This is a genomic window from Streptomyces sp. NPDC091972, from assembly GCF_044756385.1.
Classification (GTDB): Bacteria; Actinomycetota; Actinomycetes; order Streptomycetales; family Streptomycetaceae; genus Streptomyces.
The window spans coordinates 405,020-423,376 of sequence record NZ_JBIVSV010000002.1 but is presented as its reverse complement, the minus strand read 5'-3'; the positions used below and the strand labels follow the sequence as shown (position 1 = coordinate 423,376).

The 18,357-nt window shown below is 72.0% G+C and carries 17 protein-coding genes; 9 read left to right on the top strand and 8 right to left on the bottom strand.

All coding sequences use genetic code 11. The features are described 5' to 3' along the window. The first annotated feature begins 9 nt into the window (after positions 1–9). Positions 10–963: a radical SAM protein gene (locus ACIQJT_RS07170; RefSeq protein ID WP_365450212.1), complete on the top strand. Its 954-nt coding sequence runs from the start codon at positions 10–12 to the stop codon at positions 961–963. Further along, positions 960–1,373 carry an NUDIX hydrolase gene (locus tag ACIQJT_RS07165; RefSeq protein WP_402640604.1) on the top strand — a complete coding sequence of 138 codons (414 nt, stop codon included), beginning with the start codon at positions 960–962 and terminating at the stop codon, positions 1,371–1,373. Before ACIQJT_RS07170 ends, ACIQJT_RS07165 begins: the two co-directional genes overlap by 4 nt. Here ACIQJT_RS07165 and ACIQJT_RS07160 read toward each other — a convergent pair. The 4 genes from ACIQJT_RS07160 to ACIQJT_RS07145 all read right to left on the bottom strand — a co-directional run bounded on the left by ACIQJT_RS07160 (position 1,345) and on the right by ACIQJT_RS07145 (position 5,037). After that, positions 1,345–3,066: a hypothetical protein gene (locus ACIQJT_RS07160; RefSeq protein ID WP_365450218.1), complete on the bottom strand. Its 1,722-nt coding sequence runs from the start codon at positions 3,064–3,066 to the stop codon at positions 1,345–1,347. The two genes, ACIQJT_RS07165 and ACIQJT_RS07160, sit on opposite strands and share 29 nt — an antisense overlap. 2 nt (positions 3,067–3,068) lie before the next feature. Continuing rightward, a complete protein-coding gene (locus tag ACIQJT_RS07155) occupies positions 3,069–3,767 on the bottom strand; it encodes a hypothetical protein (protein ID WP_365450220.1) in 699 nt (232 codons plus the stop codon). Positions 3,768–3,827: 60 nt separating this feature from the next. Further along, a complete protein-coding gene (locus ACIQJT_RS07150) occupies positions 3,828–4,457 on the bottom strand; it encodes a hypothetical protein (protein WP_365450222.1) in 630 nt (209 codons plus the stop codon). Positions 4,458–4,527: 70 nt separating this feature from the next. Further along, on the bottom strand, positions 4,528–5,037 hold the full coding sequence (locus ACIQJT_RS07145) for a MarR family winged helix-turn-helix transcriptional regulator (protein ID WP_402640600.1): 510 nt from the start codon (positions 5,035–5,037) through the stop codon (positions 4,528–4,530). A gap of 111 nt (positions 5,038–5,148) precedes the next feature. On the opposite strand from ACIQJT_RS07145, the gene ACIQJT_RS07140 reads away from it, so the two are divergent. The 3 genes from ACIQJT_RS07140 (at position 5,149) to ACIQJT_RS07130 (ending at position 8,408) form a co-directional block, all read left to right on the top strand. Next, complete coding sequence (locus ACIQJT_RS07140; RefSeq protein WP_402640598.1) at positions 5,149–6,099, top strand: EamA family transporter; 951 nt, start codon at positions 5,149–5,151, stop codon at positions 6,097–6,099. A 69-nt stretch (positions 6,100–6,168) separates the two neighbouring features. Continuing rightward, positions 6,169–7,545, top strand: a complete 1,377-nt coding sequence (locus ACIQJT_RS07135) for an RNA polymerase subunit sigma-70 (RefSeq protein WP_402640596.1) — start codon at positions 6,169–6,171, stop codon at positions 7,543–7,545. Positions 7,546–7,649: 104 nt separating this feature from the next. Further along, on the top strand, positions 7,650–8,408 hold the full coding sequence (locus tag ACIQJT_RS07130) for an SDR family NAD(P)-dependent oxidoreductase (RefSeq protein ID WP_402640593.1): 759 nt from the start codon (positions 7,650–7,652) through the stop codon (positions 8,406–8,408). Here the strand turns inward: ACIQJT_RS07130 and ACIQJT_RS07125 are convergent. Together ACIQJT_RS07125 and ACIQJT_RS07120 are read right to left on the bottom strand one after the other, a co-directional pair. After that, positions 8,377–9,552 (bottom strand): hypothetical protein, encoded by a 1,176-nt coding sequence (locus tag ACIQJT_RS07125; RefSeq protein ID WP_402640591.1) that lies wholly within the window; start codon positions 9,550–9,552, stop codon positions 8,377–8,379. The genes ACIQJT_RS07130 and ACIQJT_RS07125 overlap by 32 nt on opposite strands. Continuing rightward, positions 9,549–10,895 (bottom strand): HesA/MoeB/ThiF family protein, encoded by a 1,347-nt coding sequence (locus ACIQJT_RS07120; RefSeq protein WP_402640589.1) that lies wholly within the window; start codon positions 10,893–10,895, stop codon positions 9,549–9,551. The genes ACIQJT_RS07125 and ACIQJT_RS07120 overlap by 4 nt, the downstream gene beginning before the upstream one ends. Before the next feature lie 315 nt (positions 10,896–11,210). Between ACIQJT_RS07120 and ACIQJT_RS07115 the strand changes: the two genes are divergently transcribed. Then, a complete protein-coding gene (locus ACIQJT_RS07115; RefSeq protein WP_402640586.1) occupies positions 11,211–12,464 on the top strand; it encodes a M14 family zinc carboxypeptidase in 1,254 nt (417 codons plus the stop codon). A 64-nt stretch (positions 12,465–12,528) separates the two neighbouring features. Here the strand turns inward: ACIQJT_RS07115 and pepN are convergent, their stop codons facing one another. Then, positions 12,529–15,105, bottom strand: a complete 2,577-nt coding sequence (gene pepN / locus ACIQJT_RS07110; RefSeq protein ID WP_365450236.1) for an aminopeptidase N — start codon at positions 15,103–15,105, stop codon at positions 12,529–12,531. 158 nt (positions 15,106–15,263) lie between these two features. On the opposite strand from pepN, the gene ACIQJT_RS07105 reads away from it, so the two are divergent. Further along, on the top strand, positions 15,264–15,734 hold the full coding sequence (locus ACIQJT_RS07105) for a DUF1203 domain-containing protein (protein ID WP_365450238.1): 471 nt from the start codon (positions 15,264–15,266) through the stop codon (positions 15,732–15,734). A 3-nt stretch (positions 15,735–15,737) separates the two neighbouring features. Here the strand turns inward: ACIQJT_RS07105 and ACIQJT_RS07100 are convergent, their stop codons facing one another. Continuing rightward, on the bottom strand, positions 15,738–16,754 hold the full coding sequence (locus ACIQJT_RS07100) for an aspartate-semialdehyde dehydrogenase (RefSeq protein ID WP_402640582.1): 1,017 nt from the start codon (positions 16,752–16,754) through the stop codon (positions 15,738–15,740). 303 nt (positions 16,755–17,057) lie between these two features. On the opposite strand from ACIQJT_RS07100, the gene ACIQJT_RS07095 reads away from it, so the two are divergent. Further along, entirely contained in the window at positions 17,058–17,582 is a 525-nt protein-coding gene (locus tag ACIQJT_RS07095) for a sigma-70 family RNA polymerase sigma factor (protein ID WP_053852501.1), read from the top strand. Position 17,583: 1 nt separating this feature from the next. Continuing rightward, positions 17,584–18,297, top strand: coding sequence for a hypothetical protein (locus tag ACIQJT_RS07090; RefSeq protein ID WP_402640578.1), 714 nt, complete (start codon positions 17,584–17,586; stop codon positions 18,295–18,297). Positions 18,298–18,357 lie beyond the last annotated feature (60 nt).

Here is an 18,357-nt window from a genome sequence, read left to right as displayed (position 1 = left end):
GGCTACGGAATGGTCACCAGAAGGGTGACAGTTGGGACGTCGGCAGGCGGGCTGCTTCGGTGCGCCTGTACATTCGGCCGGGTGCTCCCCCCGTACGTGGATCTTCGTCCGATCGGCAGATGCAATCTGAGCTGCCCCTTCTGCTTCGGGCCACGCCACGAAATGCCCACCATGCGGCGTGCGGAGGCACTCCGGATCGCTGCGAGGCTGCGGCAGGAGGGGGTGCAGGGAGTGGTGATCTCGGGAGGCGAGCCCACCCTCCTGCCGTATCTCGGGGAGCTGGTACGGGAGTTGAGCAGTCCGCTCCCCGACGGCGGAGTGCCTCCCAGGGTGGTGCTCAGCACCAACGGACTCGCCCCGGTCAGGCTCATGGAGCGCGTTCTGCCGGCGCTGTCGTGGATCGCCCTGCCCCTGGACTCGGCGGACGAGAAGGAGCACCGGGAACTGCGCAAAGGGGTCGCCCCGCACCGGGAAAGAGTGCTCGGCCTGCTCCAGGAGGTCCGGAAGAACCACCCGCAGGTCGGGGTGAAACTGGGGACCGTCGTCACCCGGCGCAATGTCGCCGGAGCTCCGCGCGTGCTCGACCTCGTCGAGGACTCCTGCCGCCCCGACGTGTGGAAGGTCTACCAGATGTCGGAGACCAACTACGGCGCTGACAACGCCAGTTGGCTCTCCCTCCGCGACGAGGAGTTCGAAGAGGTGGTGGCCCGCTGCCAGAAGGCCGCCGACGAGCGGGAGGTGCCGCTGCGCGTCTACCGGAACGCGTCCCGGTCGGGTACCTACTTCTTCGTCGACCCGGACTGCGAGGTCGTCGTCGTGGAGGCGGGCGAGGAACGGCGGCTCGGGAACTTCTTCGACCTGGTGCAGGACGACGGCCCGGCCGCGTCGGACCTGGTCCATCCGTACAGCAACGCCGCCAATTTCACAGGGACGTACCCGGACGTACGAGGAGGGCAGCGATGACGACGGCACAGGTGCGCGTGGGAGTCCAGGCCATCGTCCGCTCCGGCGGGCGCGTCCTGCTGGGGCTGCGGGCCAACACCTTCGGTGCCGGCAGCTGGGGGCTGCCCGGCGGGCACCTGGAGATCGGTGAGACCCTGACCGGTGCCGCCTGCCGGGAACTGGAGGAGGAGACCGGCGTCCGTGCCCGTCAGGCCCGGGTCGTCTGTGTCACCGACCCCGACCCGGCGGCCAACCATCACATGCAGGTCGGTGTGGAGATCCCCGACTACACGGGCGAGATCCGGGTGCGGGAGCCGGACCGGTGCGAGCGCTGGGAGTTCTGGCCGCTGGACGCGCTGCCGACACCGTTGTTCGTGGGCTCGGTCGAGGTGCTGCGGAAAGTCAGGGACGGGGCACTTCTCCCCTCCTGACGCTCGCCCGCATGCGCACGGACGCGAGTGCCCCCATCTCCGAGCGCAGCGCGGCCTTGTGCTGCTCCTGGTTGGCCTCGAACTCCTCCCAGGTGCTGGAGAGTTCCCACTGCGCCCGGAACTCCTCCAGGCTGTCCGCGTAGTACCGGCTGTCCTTGCGGAACTCCACTTCGAAGACGCTCATCCCCCGCCGCGTCCGGCGCTGCGGATTGGACGTGATGTACGGCTCGAAGAACCCGGCGTTCGAGGTGAGCAGGGTGGAGCCGCTGACGTCCAGGGAGGTGATCCGCAGCTCGATCAGATCCGGGTACATCGACTTGAGCAGCCGGTACGACTCGATCACGGGCAGGAAGGTGTTGTTGTACGAGGGACTGCTCTCCACCAGCTCCACGATGTTCTGGTAGTTGCCGGGTTCGGCGGCCGCGTCGTGCGGCATGAAGGCGGCGAGGCTGTTCCAGGGACTGCTGATGACGACGTTGAAACGGACCCCGCGCTCCAGCGCGTCCTTGACCCGCCCGTAGAAGAGCCGCGTCTCCTTGAGGAAGTAGGAGGCCCCGGCGTGGGCGATGAGGCGGATGATGCCGGTCTCCTCCTCCAGCGCCCTGCGTTTCGCGTCGTTGCGCTCGGTGTTCTGGTGCGGCTTGTACACCTTCTCGATGTGGTAGGGGAGCTTGTCGTCGGGCGTGATGGCTGCCCGCATGACCGCGAGTTCGTCCTGGAGGATGTGCGTCTGGGGATGCTCCTGGCCGAGGTCGGGAGAGGCGACGGCCCGGGCGGCGGCGGTGACGAAGGCCTGCACGGCGGCTTCGGTGCGCTCGTTCGCCTGCCCGTCCCAGCCCCCAGCCGCGGCGAACTCCGTGGCCGCGAGCGTTGCCTGGGCGATGATCGTCTCGCGGTGCTCCAGGCCCAGGGTCACCTGCGCGGTGACGTGGAGCAGCTCCAGCGCGGCCAGGTTCTCCAGGCTCGGGTCGGCGTCGTGGCGTGCCGCGGCCAGGGCGACACGGGCCCCAATGGCCCGGGCGTGGTCGGCGCCCTCGCTCTCGACGAACCGGGTCACCGACTGGTCGAAGCTGTCGACCGCGTTGTGCAGTTCCTGCTCGTCGCCGGACGCCCTGGCGAGGTCGAGGCGGACCCGGTCGGCCGTCAGCCGGGTCTCCAGGTCCTTGTCCTGTTCGTACTTGAGCGAGTCCAGCGCCTTGTCGGCCCAGATCGCGGCCGCGTCCGGATCGCCGAGCTGAAGGCTCACCACGCTCAGGTTGGCGAGGATGGCCGGGACCTCGTAGGTCTCGTACTCGTGGGCGCGGGTGAGCGCGCAGTCCAGTACGGCCATGGCCCGCACCAGGTCGCCCTGTTCGGCGAGCAGGGAGCCGAGGTGGTTCCAGAGCTCCGGCTCGCGGTAGACGACCTGGTCGATCTCGGAGAGCCGCATGGCGCGCAGCGTCGTGTCGGTCAGGTCCATGGCGGCCTTGTCGAGGCCGAGCGCCAGCAGCAGTTCGACCAGGTGGGCGTAGCGGGCGATCCGCTCCGGCTCGTCCTCCCAGACGGCCTGGCCGCTGCGCAGCCGGTCCACATAGCTGATGAGCGCCGCTTCGGACTCCCGCGCGGACAGCTGCGTTTCCGTGCCGCCGTCCTCGTGTTCCGCCTTGTCCTCGGCGATCGCTATCGCTTCGTCGAGGTCATTGATGTCGATCATCGTCAGTTTCCTTCTGCGGAACGCCGTGCGCGCCGGCTCGGCTCGGTCCGCGTCCAGCGCGGTCGCACGCTTCCGTAACCCCGGTCGTGCAAAACCTGGTTGGCCCGGGTGCGCTTCTCCGCCTTCTTGCCGCCGGTGACGTCGTCGAAGAGCCTCAGCGCCTCCGCGACGGATATGGCGAAGGCCTCGTCGCTCTCGCGCGGCGAGGTGTCCCGGGGCTTCACCAGCAGGCCGAGGACGACGGGCGGGTCCTGGCGGGTCTCCTCGATGGGACTGCCGGCGTAGGCCGCCGGGTCGCGGAGGACGCGCTCGCAGCGCAGCCGCAGGGCCGTCACCGTGAGGTGGGGACTCTCGTGGTAGACGGCCGCGGGTTCGACGACGCTGCCCGTCAGGGGCTTGGGGTCGACGGAGACGGTCGCCCGCCAGGACTGCCCCTCCTGCGCCTCGCCGAAGGCGGTCGTCGCCAACGGGCCCGTGGTGCCGTTCAGTTCGAGTCTGAGCAGGGCGAGGTCCGACGGTGTGTTGCCCCACAGGACGTGCGCGGGTGTGCCGTCCCGCAGGTGCAGGAGCGGCTTCGTGGTGAGGACGTCCGGCCCGAGGGCGTGGGCGGTCGTCAGCGCGAAGGGGCGCGCGATACGCAGGCCGGACGCGATGCGCTTTCCGGCGAGGTATAACTCGATCAGATGTTCGTCCCGCGCCATGGCCCGGCCCCCCGTCTGCTCCGCTGCGCGTTCCAGAAGTCTCACCCGGAACGAAGAACGTTAACCGTGGTCGGGTTTCCGCGGCGCCTTCTTCCCGATGACCGTTTCCCAGGAGGCGGACGAGCCGGATGTGGTCACGCTCAGCCGGATGCCGAGGAAGCGGCCGGCGGGTGGCCGGCCGGATCTCCGCCGCCCGCCGTGGACGTCGGCCAGCAGCAGTTCGAGGAGCCGGGCGTCGGCCTCCTCCGCCTCCTCGACGCGTTTGGTGAACTTCTTCCACAGGCCGTCCGCCTGGCTGGGGAGCCGGACGGCCGCCCCCTGCTGGTGCCACTCCTCCCACGCCTCCAGCCACCGCTGCAGGCCGTCGAACGACTTCTCGCACGCCTCCCGGAGCCGCTCGGAGCTGTAGAGCTCGATGCGTGCCGCCAGCGCGGCCGCGGAGTGCAGGGCCTCGCTGCGCACGCCTTCCAGCTCCGGGAGGTCGAAGCTGCGGCGGGTGTGGGCGCGCAGCTGGGCGTAGGTGTGCACGGTGCTCATGAGATCGTCGTACGTGGCCACCCGGCGGTCCCAGAGGCGCCGTTCCCGCTCGCGCCTGGACGTCGCCCGCTGGGTGATCCAGGCGGCGCTGAGGGTGGCCGTCGCTCCCAGTGACGTACCGATGATCGCGGCCTCTGCCGGTGTGATGCGCACGCTGTCATGATGCGGGGGGTGGCGGGACGGACGGAACGCCTCCGGCGGGGCGGGGACCGAGGAGCCGGGGTCACTCCGGGGAGTTCTGCGTCCCCTCCAGCAACTTCCGCAGCAGGTCCGCCAGTTGGCCGGCCTCGTCGTCGTCGAGGGCGGACAGGGCCTCCGTCTGGACGGTCAGGCCCGCTCCCACCGCCTCGTCGATGACGTTCAACCCCTTGTCGGTGAGGGTCACTTGGAGGCCGCGCCGGTCGTGGGGGTCGGGGGAGCGGCGGAGCAGGCCGGCGCGTTCGAGCCGGTCGAGGCGGCCCGTCATGCCGCCCGTGGTCAGCATCAGCGTCGAGGAGAGCCGGCGGGGGGAGAGAGTGTACGGCTCCCCGGCGCGGCGGAGCGTGGCGAGGACGTCGAACTCGCCGCGGGAGATGCCGTAGGGGGCGTACGCCTTCTCCACGCGGTCGCCCATGGCGCGGGAGAGGCGGTAGACGCGTCCGAAGACCTCCATGGCCCTGGTGTCGAGGTCGGGCCGTACCGTCGCCCACTGCTCGATGATCGCGTCGACGGCGTCCTTGCGCGGTGCACTCATGTGCCGAGTATCGGCGGGACACCGGCTCGGCCGCAAGAAAGTGGCTTGCGGAAAAGTAGCTTAGGGGTAAGCTACTTTCATGCAAGCTAAGCAATAGGGGGAGTCGCAATCATGGGGAAACCGAGCCTCAACCGTCCCGCCACCGTCCTTCTCGCCGCCCTCGCCCCCGTCTCCTGGGGCACCACCTACGCCGTCACCACCGAGTTCCTCCCGGCCGACCGGCCCCTGTTCACCGGCATGATGCGGGCGCTGCCCGCGGGGCTCATGCTGCTCGCCCTCGCACGGGTGCTGCCACGAGGTGTCTGGTGGGGAAAGGCGGCGGTGCTGGGGGCCCTGAACATCGGGGCCTTCTTCCCGCTGCTGTTCCTGTCGGCGTACCGGCTGCCGGGCGGGATGGCCGCGGTGGTCGGGTCGGTGGGGCCGCTGATCGTCGTCGGGCTGTCGGCCCTGCTGCTGGGACAGCGGCCGACCACCCGGAGCGTGCTCACCGGGCTCGTGGCCGCGTTCGGTGTCAGCCTCGTCGTGCTCAAGGCGGCCGGGGCCCTCGACCTCCTGGGCGTGCTGGCAGCGCTCGCGGCCACCGCCTCGATGTCCGTCGGCACCGTGCTGACCAAGCGCTGGGGCCGCCCCGACGGCGTCGGTCCGCTCGCGCTCACCGCCTGGCAGCTCACCGCGGGCGGCCTGCTCATCGCACCGCTCGCCCTCTTCGTCGAGGGCGCCCCGCCCGCGCTCGACGGGCCCGCGGTCGGCGGCTACCTCTATCTCGCGCTGGCCAACACGGCGGTGGCGTACTGGCTCTGGTTCCGCGGCATCGGCCGCCTCACCGCCACCCAGGTCACCTTCCTCGGCCCGCTGTCCCCCCTGACCGCCGCGGTCGTCGGCTGGGCGGCGCTCGGGCAGGCGCTCACCCCGGTGCAGCTCGCGGGGATGGCGCTGGCCTTCGGGGCGACGGTGGCGGGACAGTCGGGGGTACGGCAGCCCGTGCGGCCGTCGGCCGGTTCGGCGGGGCCGGGGCGCCGCGAGCGGGCGGCGGGCCCGGCACCGGTCGCGCTTCGCCGGTAGCGGCGCGTGTCCCGCGGTGGCGTTGTACCGTCACTCCGATCCCGTGTTACGAAACTCCCGGAGGCGCACGTGGCCACAGACGTCTGCGCGGTGTGCGGGAAGTCGCTCCCCGCGCGAGCCGGCCGTACCGGACGCGGCTCCGTCTACTGCTCCGCCGCCTGCCGGCAGAAGGCCTACCGGGAACGACGGCAGCCGCAGGGCCTCACCGTGCAGGGGCTCATCGACGACATCGGGCGGCAGGCCCTGCGGTTGGCGCCCCAGCCGGCGGACGCCCTCTACTCGACCGTGTCCGAACTGTCGGAGTCCGTCGCCCGGTTGAGGCGTGTGGCGCGCACGGTGCGCGACACCACCCAGGACGCCGGGGAGGCCGCGGAGACCGGGGGTGCCGGGGATGCCCGGGGCGACGGGGATTCCGTAACGGCCGCCCCCGTGACGCAACGCACCGAAGGCGCTGCCCTCACCGAGTCCGACTTCGCGGCCCTCACCGAGCAGTACCGGCGTGAGATCCAGGTGCACTGCTACCGCATGACGGGGTCGTACGACGAGGCCGAGGACCTGGTGCAGGAGACCTTCCTGCGGGCCTGGCGGGCGCGGGACGGCTTCCAGGGCCGGGCGAGCGCGCGGACCTGGCTGTACCGGATCGCCACCAACACCAGCCTGGACCAGCTGCGGCGCACCGCGCGCCGCCCGCAGCGCTACGAACCGGTGCCGGGCATGAACCACGGCGAGGGCGAGCCGCCCGCCCGTATCACCTGGTTGCAGCCCTATCCCGACGACGAGATGCCCCTCGCCGAGGAGCACGAGCAGCCCGAGTCCGCCGCGGTGTCCCGCGAGACCCTGGAGCTCGTCCTCCTCGCCGCGATCCAGCACCTGCCCCCGCGCCAGCGGGCCGCACTGGTCCTGCGCGACGCCCTCGGGCTGACGGCCGCCGAGACCGCCGCGGCCCTGGAGACCAGCGTGGCCTCCGTCAACAGCGCGCTCCAGCGGGCCCGGCCCACCCTGCGCGAACACCTGCCCCGGGAGCGCTCGGACTGGCGGGCCACCGTGCCCACGGAGGACCAACAGGCGGTGCTGGACCGGTACATGGCCGCCGTCGGACGCCTCGACTTCGACGCGATGGCCGCGCTGCTCACCGAGGACGTCACCCTCACCATGCCGCCGAACCCCTTCTGGTTCGTCGGCCGGGACGCGATCATCGACTTCGTGCGGGTCAGTCTCGATCCCGGCTCCCCGATGTTCCTCGGGCACTGGCGCAGCCTGCCCACCCGGGCCAACGGCCAGCTCGCGGCGGCGAACTACGTCCGCAGGCCCGGGACCAGCGTCTTCCGTGCCCAGGTGCTGGACGTCCTGCGCTTCGGCGACCAGGGCCGCGGCGACCGCATCGCGGAGATCACCTCCTTCGAGCCGCACCTCTTCGCCGCCTTCGGACTGCCCCCGCGGCTGTGACGACCGAGGGGCCGACCGAGCAGCGGTGCCCCCACCGATGAGCGTCCGGGGAGTCGTACGTCTGCATGGATGTCACGTACGAAACACCTTCCAAGGAGTTCACCATGCTGCTCACCGACAAGACCGCGATCGTCTACGGCGCCGGCGGTTCCATCGGCGGGGCCGTCGCCCGCGCCTTCGCCGAGCAGGGCGCGCGGGTCCACCTCGTCGGCCGCACCCGTGCGTCCCTGGAGGCGGTGGCCGCCGACATCAAGGACGCCGAGGTCGCCGTCGTGGACGCGCTGGACGAGGCGGCCGTGGAGGCGCACGCGGAGCAGGTCGGGGACATCGACATCTCCGTCAACCTGGTCACCCGCGGCGATGTGCAGGGCGCGCCGCTGACCGACATGGCGGTCGACGACTTCATGCGGCCGGTCGCCGACGGTCTGCGCGCCAACTTCCTCACCGCCCGCGCTGCCGGACGCCGGATGGCCGCGCGTGGCTCCGGTGTGATCATCGCCCTCAACAGCGGTTCCGCGCACGGCAGTCCGATGATGGGCGGCACCGGTCCCGCGGACGGGGCGATCGACACCCTCGTGCGCAACCTGGCGATCGAACTGGGCCCGCGCGGGGTGCGGGCGGTGGGGCTGTGGGTGGCCGGGGTGCCGGAGACCTTCACCGTGGAGAAGCTCTCCGCGGTCAACCCGACCATCGACGAGAGTGCCGTCCAGGGCATCGTCGACCACCTCGCGGGCATGCGCATGACCCGCCGCAACCCCACCCTCGCCGAGGTCGCCGCCACCGCGGTGTTCCTCGCCTCCGACCACGCGGGCGGCATCACCGGCACGTTCGTCAACGCGACGGGCGGGATGGTGTCCGTCTGAGTCTGCTCCCCCGCCACCAGGTGCGCAGCCACAGGGCGTGCAGCCCGCCGAGCGTGACGACGACGGCGATCCCGTCCAGCCGGTCCCAAGCCGACCGCCCCGCGGCCGACTTGACGAGGGCACGGGCGAACAGGGTCAGGTCGGCGGGCAGGGTGACGGTCGCGAAGAACGCGAGACACAGCGTGGTGCCGAGGACCAGCACCACGCTGTACGCGCGCACGGCCCGCCGTTCGTGCGCGGGCAGTTCGAGACTGGGGTCCGCCTCGCCGGTGCGCCGCAGCAGACGCCGGGCCCGGTACCTCGTGTACGCCACCCCGTCCCCGAACAGGTCGCGGCAGCGGGTGAGGTCCTGGAGGACGAAGTACAGGTCCGTGCGCATGAAGACCATGAGCTGGAACGGGAGGGGGAGCAGGGCGAGCAGCGCCACCGCGGCGAGGACACGGCGGGGTGTGCCGCTCGTGGCGCCCGCGGCCAGGGCGGCCATGGACGCGGCCGTCAGGTTGGTCGCGATGCCGGCGAGGTAGGCGGTCAACCGGTGCCGTCTCGGGGCGAGTTCGATCCCGCTGATGTCCGTCTGCATGACCAGGAACTGGAGCCGGGTGCCGAGCCGCATCCGTCCCGCCACACCGGTGGCCCGGGCGGTCAGCAGGTGGGCGCACTCGTGGAGCAGCAGCAGGCTCCAGCCCACGGCCGCGCCGAGGGCGAGGACCGCGCTGCCGTGCGAACTCCACAGCAGCGTGCGGTAGTCGAGCGGCACGGGCGGCCGGCTGCACAGGGCGACCGTGATCAGCAGGGCCACGGCCACGGGGACGGCGGGACTCAGCAGCCAGCGCACATGACGGGGCCGTATCCACGCCAGCGTCGGTGGCGGCGGCGGTTCCTGCTCGATCGCACGGCCGTCGACCTCCGCGACGAACCCGAGGTCCATCAGCGCCGCCACGAAGTCCGGTACGTCGATGTCGTCACCGGTCCGGTCCCGGAGCCGGGCGCCGACCTCGGCCGGGGTCAGGCCCTCGTCGAGCAGGTCGAGGGCCTGCTTGCCCACCGCGGGCAGGGCGACGAACCGGCCGGTCGCCCTGCGGCCCACGATCCACTCGTCGCCGTCGGGGCGGGAGTCCAGCGCGTGCAGCCGTACCCGGTTCACGCACGCTCCCCGCACGCCGGGCAGTCCGGGTGCCGCGGTGTGCGCTGGTGGACCGGGTCGCCGGGGAGCATGAGGTTCACGCCGAAACGGAAGCCCGGCTCCATCGCGGGGATTCCGGTCAGCAGGGCGAGGGCGGCATGCGCGAGCAGCGCTCCCGAGAGCCCGGCGGTGACGGCGCTCGCCGGGTTCCACGGCATCCGCGGCGAGGCGTCCTCCGGGTCCTGCCCCGGCCCGAGCCGCAGGTCACGCCGGGCGATCTCACCGTCCCGCAGACACTCCCAACAGGCCCCCCGCCCCGGCACGTACACCCCGGCGGTCACCAGCGGCCCCCGGTACCCGGCGTCGACCCACGGCACCCCGGCCGCCAGGCACGCCCGGTTGGTCCAGCGCCGCAGGGACTCGGGGCGGTCGGCGGCGAGGACGAGGAGGTCGTAGGGGGAGGGGGAGACCGGGCGCACGAGAGCCTGTGGGCCGGCCGCGGTCGCGGTGGGCGCCCCGGTCGGTCCGGGGTCCGCCCCAGGGCTACGGCGGCCCTCGTCCCCGCGGCTTCGGGCGTCGCCGCTTCGGCCGGTGGCCTGCGCCGGGTGTGCCGTGTCCGACGGCCGCCCCGTCCCCGGTCGCCCCGCCCCCGGTCGCCCTGCCCCCGGTGGTCCGGCCAGCAGTTCCGTCAGGTCCTCCTGGCCCGTCACCTCCCTCCGCTCCCCGGTCACCGTCACGTCCGAGTTCAGTGCCCGCAGGGTCGTCAGCGCCGCCTCCACCTTCGGGCGGCCGAGGTCGGACTCCCGGTACAGGGGCTGGCGGTTGAGGTTGGAGAGCTCGACCACGTCCGGGTCGACGCAGTGGACGTGGCCCACGCCGGACGCGACCAGGGCCTGGGCCGCGTGGCCGCCCGTGCCGCCGACGCCGATCAGGAGCACCCGGGCCCCGCGCAGCCGGAGCTGGGCGTCCCAGGGGCTGGCGCGCGGGGCGAGGTCCATCCAGCGGAGCAGGGGGACACCGCGGCTGTAGCGGTCCTCCTCGCGAGGCGGCACCGGCACGGACGCCCCGGCGTCGTCCACGAAACCGGCGGCCAGCAGGTCCGCCATCGCCTGGCGGGCGTCCGCGTCGGTCAGTGCGGGGTGCGCGCGCAGGACCTCGGCGACCACCTCCGCCGGTGTCCGCGTCCCGTCCATCGCCCCCACGAGCGTCCACACCCAGCCCTGCGGGTCCGCGATCTCCGCGCCGATGCCGTGGATCACGCTGCCGACCCGGACGTTCCCGTCGACGGTGCGGTAGGCGCGGTGCTCGGGCTTGATCCGGGGGCGCCCGAACGACTCGACCGTCACCGCCGCCGTATCCGCCACCGGGGCCCCTCCCCTTTACACGTACACCTTCTTGACACTCTGACCCCATCGGCACAGCCTTGACAAGAGCGGTCAGCGATCGCTTCGGAAAGGTCAAATCCCGTACTGAAACGAGGAGTTGCGATGCCGACAAAGATCGTGATCCGCCCCTTGGACAAGAAGGAGACCACGGGGGACAGCGGCGGCAACGGCGGCAGTTGAGAGGAGCTCACATGACCGTCAAGATCGTGATTCGCCCGCTGGACAAGAAAGAGACCACTGGGGACAGTAATTCCCAGGGTGCTTGATCGGACCAGCAGCGTTCGGAGGACCGGCGTGCGGACTTCGCTCTATCCGGCAGTCGACGAACTGGAGCGAAGGGCCCGCACGCTGGTCCGCGCCGCCCCCGGCCTGCTGCGGCTGGAGCAGGTCGGCACGAGCCGGGCCGGGCGCCCGCTGTGGCTGCTGTCCGCCGGACACGGCGACCGCCACGTCCTGGCCGTCGCCGGCGCCCACGCCAACGAACCGGTCGGCGGCGCCTCGGCGTTGCGGCTCGCCGCGCTGTTCGCCGGGCGGCCCCGTGTGCTCGAAGCCCTCGGCTGCACCTGGCACTTCCTGCTCTGCCTCGACCCCGACGGGGCCCACCTCGCGCACGGCTGGCAGCCGGAGCAGCCGGAGCCGTCGCTGACGGAGTGTCACCGCTACTTCTACCGGCCCGCGTTCGCCCGCCAGCCGGAGTCCCTGCCCGTGCCGCCCGGCAGGCCGCTGCCCGAGTCGGCCGCCCTCCTGCGGCTCCTCGACGAGCTGCGGCCCGTCGCCCAGTTCACCCTGCACGGCATCGAGTTCGGCGGTGCCTTCGTGATGATGACGCGGGAGGTGCCCGGCGCCGCGGAGGCCTTCCGGCGTACGGCGGCACACCTGCGGGTCCCCGTGGACCGGGACCCCGTCGACGGCCCCGACTGGCGGCTCGACCCGCCCGGCGTCCTGGTGCTGCCCGACGGGCACGGCGAGGGCGAACGGGACCCGAGCGGTTACGTCGCCGAGAGCACCTGGCTGCACCCCCGCCGCCACGGCACCCTGACCACGCTGATCGAGACGCCCGCGTGGGCCGTGCCCTCGGTGAGCGACGCCCGGCCCGTCACCGACCCCGACCGGGCGGCCGCCCGTCTGGGGGAGGTGCTGCTGGGCCGGACCCGGGAACTCGCGGACGTCCTCGGGAGCCGGCTCGACACGGCCGTGCCGGAGGATCTGACGCCGCTGGGGGACGCAGCGCGAGAACTCCTCGACGTGGCGCCCGCGATCGTCGCGGGCTGGGCCGCGGAGGAACCCGGGCGTTTCCACGGCCACTTCGCGTCCCGGGGGATCTCCGCCCGCCGTATCCCGCTCAGGGTGGCGGCGATGGCGAGCCGCGCCCTTGCCCGCACCGACCCCCGGGCCGCCGAGATCCTCGACGACCTGGTGCGCGAGTGGAGCCAGGAGCTGGAGAAGACGTACGACCTGCGATGGGTGCCGGTGGCCGCACAGACCGCGCTGCACGTCCGCACCATGCTGAACACGGCCCGCCTGCTACGCATGGAGGGCGACGGCTGACGGGGGCCACGCCACCCGGGTGTCGGGCGGCCCGCGTTCCGCAGGACCGCCCGCCCCCGTCCCCCTACTCGCCCGCCCGGGCGTCCGCTGCCTGGGCCTTCAGGGCGCGATCCACTCCTGCGCGGGACTCGGAGACGAGTCGGCGCAGGGCCGCGTTCGGCTCGGCGTCGGCCAGCCAGGCGTCCGTCCGGTCCAGGGTCTCCTGGGAGACCTGGAGCGAGGGGTAGAGGCCGACCGCGATCTGCTGGGCGATCTCGTGCGAGCGGGACTCCCAGATGTCCTTGACCACCTCGAAGTACTTGTCCGCGTACGGCGCGAGCAGCTCCCGCTGGTCGGTCTGCACGAACCCGCCGATCACGGCCTCCTGGACCGCGTTGGGCAGCTTGTCGGACTCGACGACCTGCGCCCAGGCCTCCGCCTTCGCCTCCTCGGTCGGCCGCGAGGCACGGGCGGTCGCCGCGTGGCGCTCACCGGCGGCCGTCTTGTCCCGCTCGTACTCGGCGGCGATCTCCGACTCGTCGTAGCGGCCCACGGAGGCCAGCCGCTGCACGAACGCCCAGCGCAGCTCCGTGTCCACGGCGAGACCCTCGACGACCTGGGACCCGTCGAGCAGCGCCTCGAGGAGGTCCAGCTGCTCGGGGGTACGGGCCGTCGCCGCGAACGCCCGCGCCCAGGCGAGCTGGTGGTCGCTGCCGGGCGCCGCGGACCGCAGGTGGGCCAGCGTGGCGTCGGTCCAGCGGGTCAGCAGGGTCTCGCGGGCGGCGGGGGCGGCGTACAGCTCGATCGCCAGCTTCACCTGCCGGTGCAGCGACTGCACGACACCGATGTCGGACTCCTTGCCGATCCCGGAGAGGACCAGCGAGAGGTAGTCGCGGGTCGCGAGTTCGGCGTCCCGCGTCATGTCCCACGCCGACGCCCAGCACAGCGCGCGCGGCAGCGACGACTCGAAGTCGCCCAGGTGCTCGGTCACGAAGGCCAGCGACTGCTCGTCGAGGCGGACCTTGGCGTACGACAGGTCGTCGTCGTTGAGGAGCACGACCGCCGGACGGCGCTTGCCGACCAGCTGCGGCACGGCCGTCAGCTCGCCGTCCACGTCCAGCTCGACGCGCTCGTCGCGGACCAGCTTGCCGGTGGTGTCGTCGAGTTCGTACAGGCCGACGGCGATGCGGTGCGGGCGCAGGGTGGGCTCGCCCTTGGCACCGGCGGGCAGGGCCGGGGCCTCCTGGCGGATGGCGAAGGAGGTGATGACACCGTTGCCGTCGGTCTCGATCTCCGGGCGCAGGACGTTGATGCCGGCCGTCTGGAGCCACTTCTGCGACCAGGTGCCGAGGTCACGGCCGGAGGTCTCCTCCAGCGCGCCCAGCAGGTCGGACAGGCGGGTGTTGCCGAACGCGTGGCGCTTGAAGTACGCCTGCACACCACCGAAGAACTCGTCCTCGCCCACGTAGGCGACGAGCTGCTTGAGCACGGAGGCGCCCTTGGCGTACGTGATGCCGTCGAAGTTGACCAGCACGTCATCCAGGTCGCGGATCTCGGCCATGATCGGGTGCGTGGAAGGCAGTTGGTCCTGGCGGTACGCCCACGTCTTCATGGAGTTGGCGAACGTGGTCCAGGAGTGCGGCCACCGGCTGTCCGGGGCGTACGCCTGGCAGGCGATGGAGGTGTAGGTGGCGAACGACTCGTTCAGCCACAGGTCGTTCCACCACTCCATGGTCACGAGGTCGCCGAACCACATGTGGGCCAGCTCGTGCAGGATGGTCTCGGCGCGCATCTCGTAGGCGGCGTCGGTCACCTTGGACCGGAAGACGTACTGGTCGCGGATGGTGACCGCGCCCGCGTTCTCCATGGCGCCCGCGTTGAACTCCGGCACGAACAGCTGGTCGTACTTCTTGAAGGGGTACGCGTAGTCGAACTTCTCCTGGAACCACTCGAAGCCCTGCCGGGTCACCTCGAAGATGGCGTCCGAGTCGAGGTGCTCGGCGAGCGAGGGGCGGCAGTAGATGCCCAGCGGGACGGACTGGCCGTCCTTCTCGTACACGCTGTGCACCGAGTGGTACGGGCCGACGATCAGGGCCGTGATGTACGACGAGATCCGCGGGGTCGGCTCGAAGACCCAGACGTCGTCCTTCGGTTCGGGCGTCGGGGAGTTGGAGATGACGGTCCAGCCGGTCGGCGCCTTCACGGTGAACTGGAAGGTGGCCTTCAGGTCCGGCTGCTCGAAGGAGGCGAAGACCCGGCGGGCGTCCGGCACCTCGAACTGGGTGTACAGGTACGCCTGCTGGTCGACCGGGTCGACGAAGCGGTGCAGGCCCTCACCGGTGTTGGTGTAGGCGGCGTCCGCGACGACCCGCAGGACGTTGCGGCCCTCCAGGAGACCGGGCAGGGCGATCCGGGAGTCCTTGAAGACCTCGGCGGGGTCGAGCGCGTCCCCGTTCAGCGTGACCTCGTGGACCGTGGGGGCCACCAGGTCGATGAAGGACTCGGCGCGGTTCTCGGCGACATCGAAGCGCACCGTGGTCACGGACCGGAAGGTACCGCCCTCCTGCGCGCCGGAGAGGTCGAGATCGATCTCGTAGGACTCGACACTGAGCAGCTTCGCGCGCTGCTGAGCCTCTTCGCGAGTCAGGTTTGTGCCAGGCACGCGGTCATCTCCTTGTTTCCTCGATATGAGTAGGTTCGGCGGTCCGGCCATCCTTCCACGAACTGTCTCCGACGGATCGGGGGATTACCCTGCGGTTCCGGGGGTTCCACGTCCGGTTTCCGCCGGTCATCCGGGCGCGGCCGCGCCAGCCTGGTCCCATGACGACCTACACCGCACTCCCCATCGGCCCCGCGGTCCTCCGCGAGCTGCGCACCGCCGACGACGCCGGCCGCCCGCCGGCCCCGTTCACGGACGAGGAGGGCGGCGCACCCCTCAGGTGCTGTCTGCGCCGCAGCGAGCCGGGCGAGCGGATCGCACTCGTCTCCTACGCCCCGCTGCGCCGCTGGGCGGCCGAAACGGGCGCGCGTCCGGGGGCGTACGACGAACAGGGCCCGGTCTTCGTCCACGCCGGGGAGTGCGCGGGACCGGACCCCGACGGCCTCCCCTTCGCCGACGCGCACCGAACCGTCCGCCGCTACTCGTCCGACGGACACATCCTCGGCGGAGAGCTGGTCGACCGGCTCGACGACGACGCCTTCCGAAACGCGTTCGACGACCCGTCCGTGGCGCTGGTCCACGTCCGGGCCGTCGAGTACGGCTGTTTCCTCTACGAGGTCAGGCGGCCCTGAGGGTCAGCCCTTGAGCTCCGCCGCCACCAGCTCCGCGATCTGGACCGCGTTCAGCGCGGCGCCCTTGCGGAGGTTGTCGTTGGAGATGAACAGGGCGAGGCCGTGGTCGACCGTCTCGTCGCGGCGGATGCGGCCGACGAAGGAGGCGTCCTGGCCGGCGGCCTGAAGAGGGGTCGGGATGTCCGAGAGGGTCACGCCCGGGGCGCCCGCCAGCAGCTCCGTCGCGCGCTCCGGGGAGATCGGGCGGGCGAAGCGGGCGTTGACCTGGAGGGAGTGGCCGGAGAAGACCGGGACGCGCACACAGGTGCCGGAGACCTTCAGCTCGGGGAGCTCCAGGATCTTGCGGGACTCGTTGCGGAGCTTCTGCTCCTCGTCGGTCTCGTTCAGGCCGTCGTCGACGAGGTTGCCGGCGAAGGGCAGGACGTTGAAGGCGATGGGCCGCTTGTAGACCTGCGGCTCGGGGAAGTCGACCGCGCCGCCGTCGTGGGTGAGCTTGTCCGCGTCGGCGGCGACCTTCTGCACCTGGCCGTGCAGCTCCGCCACGCCCGCGAGGCCCGAGCCGGACACCGCCTGGTAGGTGGTGGCGATCAGCGTCAGCAGGCCCGCCTCCGCGTCCAGTACCTTCAGGACCGGCATCGCGGCCATCGTGGTGCAGTTCGGGTTGGCGATGATCCCCTTGGGGCGGTCCGCGATGGCGTGCGGGTTCACCTCGGAGACGACCAGCGGGACCTCGGGGTCCTTGCGCCAGGCCGAGGAGTTGTCGATCACGACCGCGCCCTGCGAGGCGACCTTTTCGGCCAGCGCCTTCGAGGTCGCGCCGCCCGCGGAGAACAGCACGATGTCCAGGCCGGTGTAGTCGGCCGCCGCCGCGTCCTCCACCGTCACGCCGTCCAGGACGGAGCCGGCCGAGCGGGCGGAGGCGAACAGGCGCAGCTCCGTGACCGGGAAGTTCCGCTCCTTGAGGATCTTCCGCATGACCGTGCCGACCTGTCCGGTGGCTCCGACGATTCCGACCCTCACGGTGACTCCCTATCTCTTCGCACGTGACCGAGGCTTTTCCATCATGCGGCCGACCCGGGTCAGCCTGTCCAATTCTTTGTGCTCCATGCTCGAGGGCTGGGACGCCCCGAGGCGGCCGACGGGTTGCGGAACTGTGGCCGCACCCTGCCTGAGCTGGAGAAATTCGCCCGCCGGTCACCTCGTGCCGCAAGCCGTACGGTCCCGGGCGCCCGGTGTGACGTACACCTCGGAGAAATTGTCCCGGGCCCCGCCGAACGTTTTCCGTCCCACCGGCGTCGTAGGAGAAACGCGGCGAGGGGAGGGGTGTCGGTGCTGCGCGGAATCGGCCGCCGGACCCAGGGGGACGACCCCCTGGACGCGGCGCAGGAACGCCGGGTGCGGGCCGTGCTCGCCCTGGGCGGGGTGCCGCAGGCGGACCTGCCGGACGGGGTGCAGCAGGTCCGCCTGCGGTTGCTGGAGCGGGCGGCGAAGGGGCACGAGGCGCCGCGGGACGTGTCCGCGTGGGCCGCCGTCGTCGCCTCCAACCTCGCCATGGACTGGCACCGGGCCAAGAAGCGCCAGGAGCGGCTGGGAGAGCGGCTGGCCTCGCTCAGACAGCACGAGCACCCCTCCGGGGAGGACACCAGCGTGCTGTCCGTCGCCGTCGCGCAGGGCCTGGACGAGCTGCCCGACCAGCAGCGCCAGGTCCTGGTGCTGCGGTTCTTCGCCGACCTGCCGGTGCGCTCGATCGCCCAGGAGCTGGGCGTTCCGGAGGGCACGGTGAAAAGCCGCCTGCACACGGCGGTGCGGGCCCTGCGCGCCCGCCTGCACGAGGACGAGGTGGTGTGACATGAGCGCCGAGAACGAGACGTACGACAGCGACGCGCTCATGGCCGCGATCACCGGTGAGGAGCTCGGCGACGAGGCCCGCGCGGACAGCGCGTTCCTCGCCGAGTACCGGGCGGCCGAGGACGACATCGGGCTGCTCAGGGAGCAGCTCGGGCTCCTCGGCGAGGCCCTCGCCGAAGCGCCGCCCACCCCGGACCCCGTGCCCGCGCGGCTACGGCCCTCCCCGGCCCGCCGCCGCGTCCGCACCCTGGCCTTCGGCACCCTCGCGGTGGCCGCCGTCGCGAGCGTCGTCACCGGGCTCGGCTGGCTCCTCGGGCACAACGGCGGGATCAGCCAGGACGCGGGCGGCAGCGCCGACTCGGCCTCCAAGGCGGAGTCGGGGGTCCGCTTCGGCAGCCCGGCCTACCTGGCCTGCGCGACCACGGTCGCCGAGGGCGAGGTGACCGCCGTCGAGGAGCTGCCCGCCACCGGGGAACTCCGGGTCACCGTGCGGGTGAGCCACTGGTTCAAGCCGACGCTCGGCGTGCGGGACCTCACCTATGTGATCGGCGAGTACGACCTGCCCGAACCGCTGACCAAGGGCACCGCCGTGCTGTTCGGGGTGAGCGCGGGCTCGCCGGCCCCCGACCACTGGGCCGTCGGGGAGCGGGAGATCGCCCGGGAGCGGGCCTTCGTCACCGCCTCGCTGCCCGCCTCGCGCGGACTCAGCTGCTAGGGGGACGAGAAGGGCGGGCGCCCCAACGGACGCCCGCCCCTGTCGCCGTACGGAGAAGTG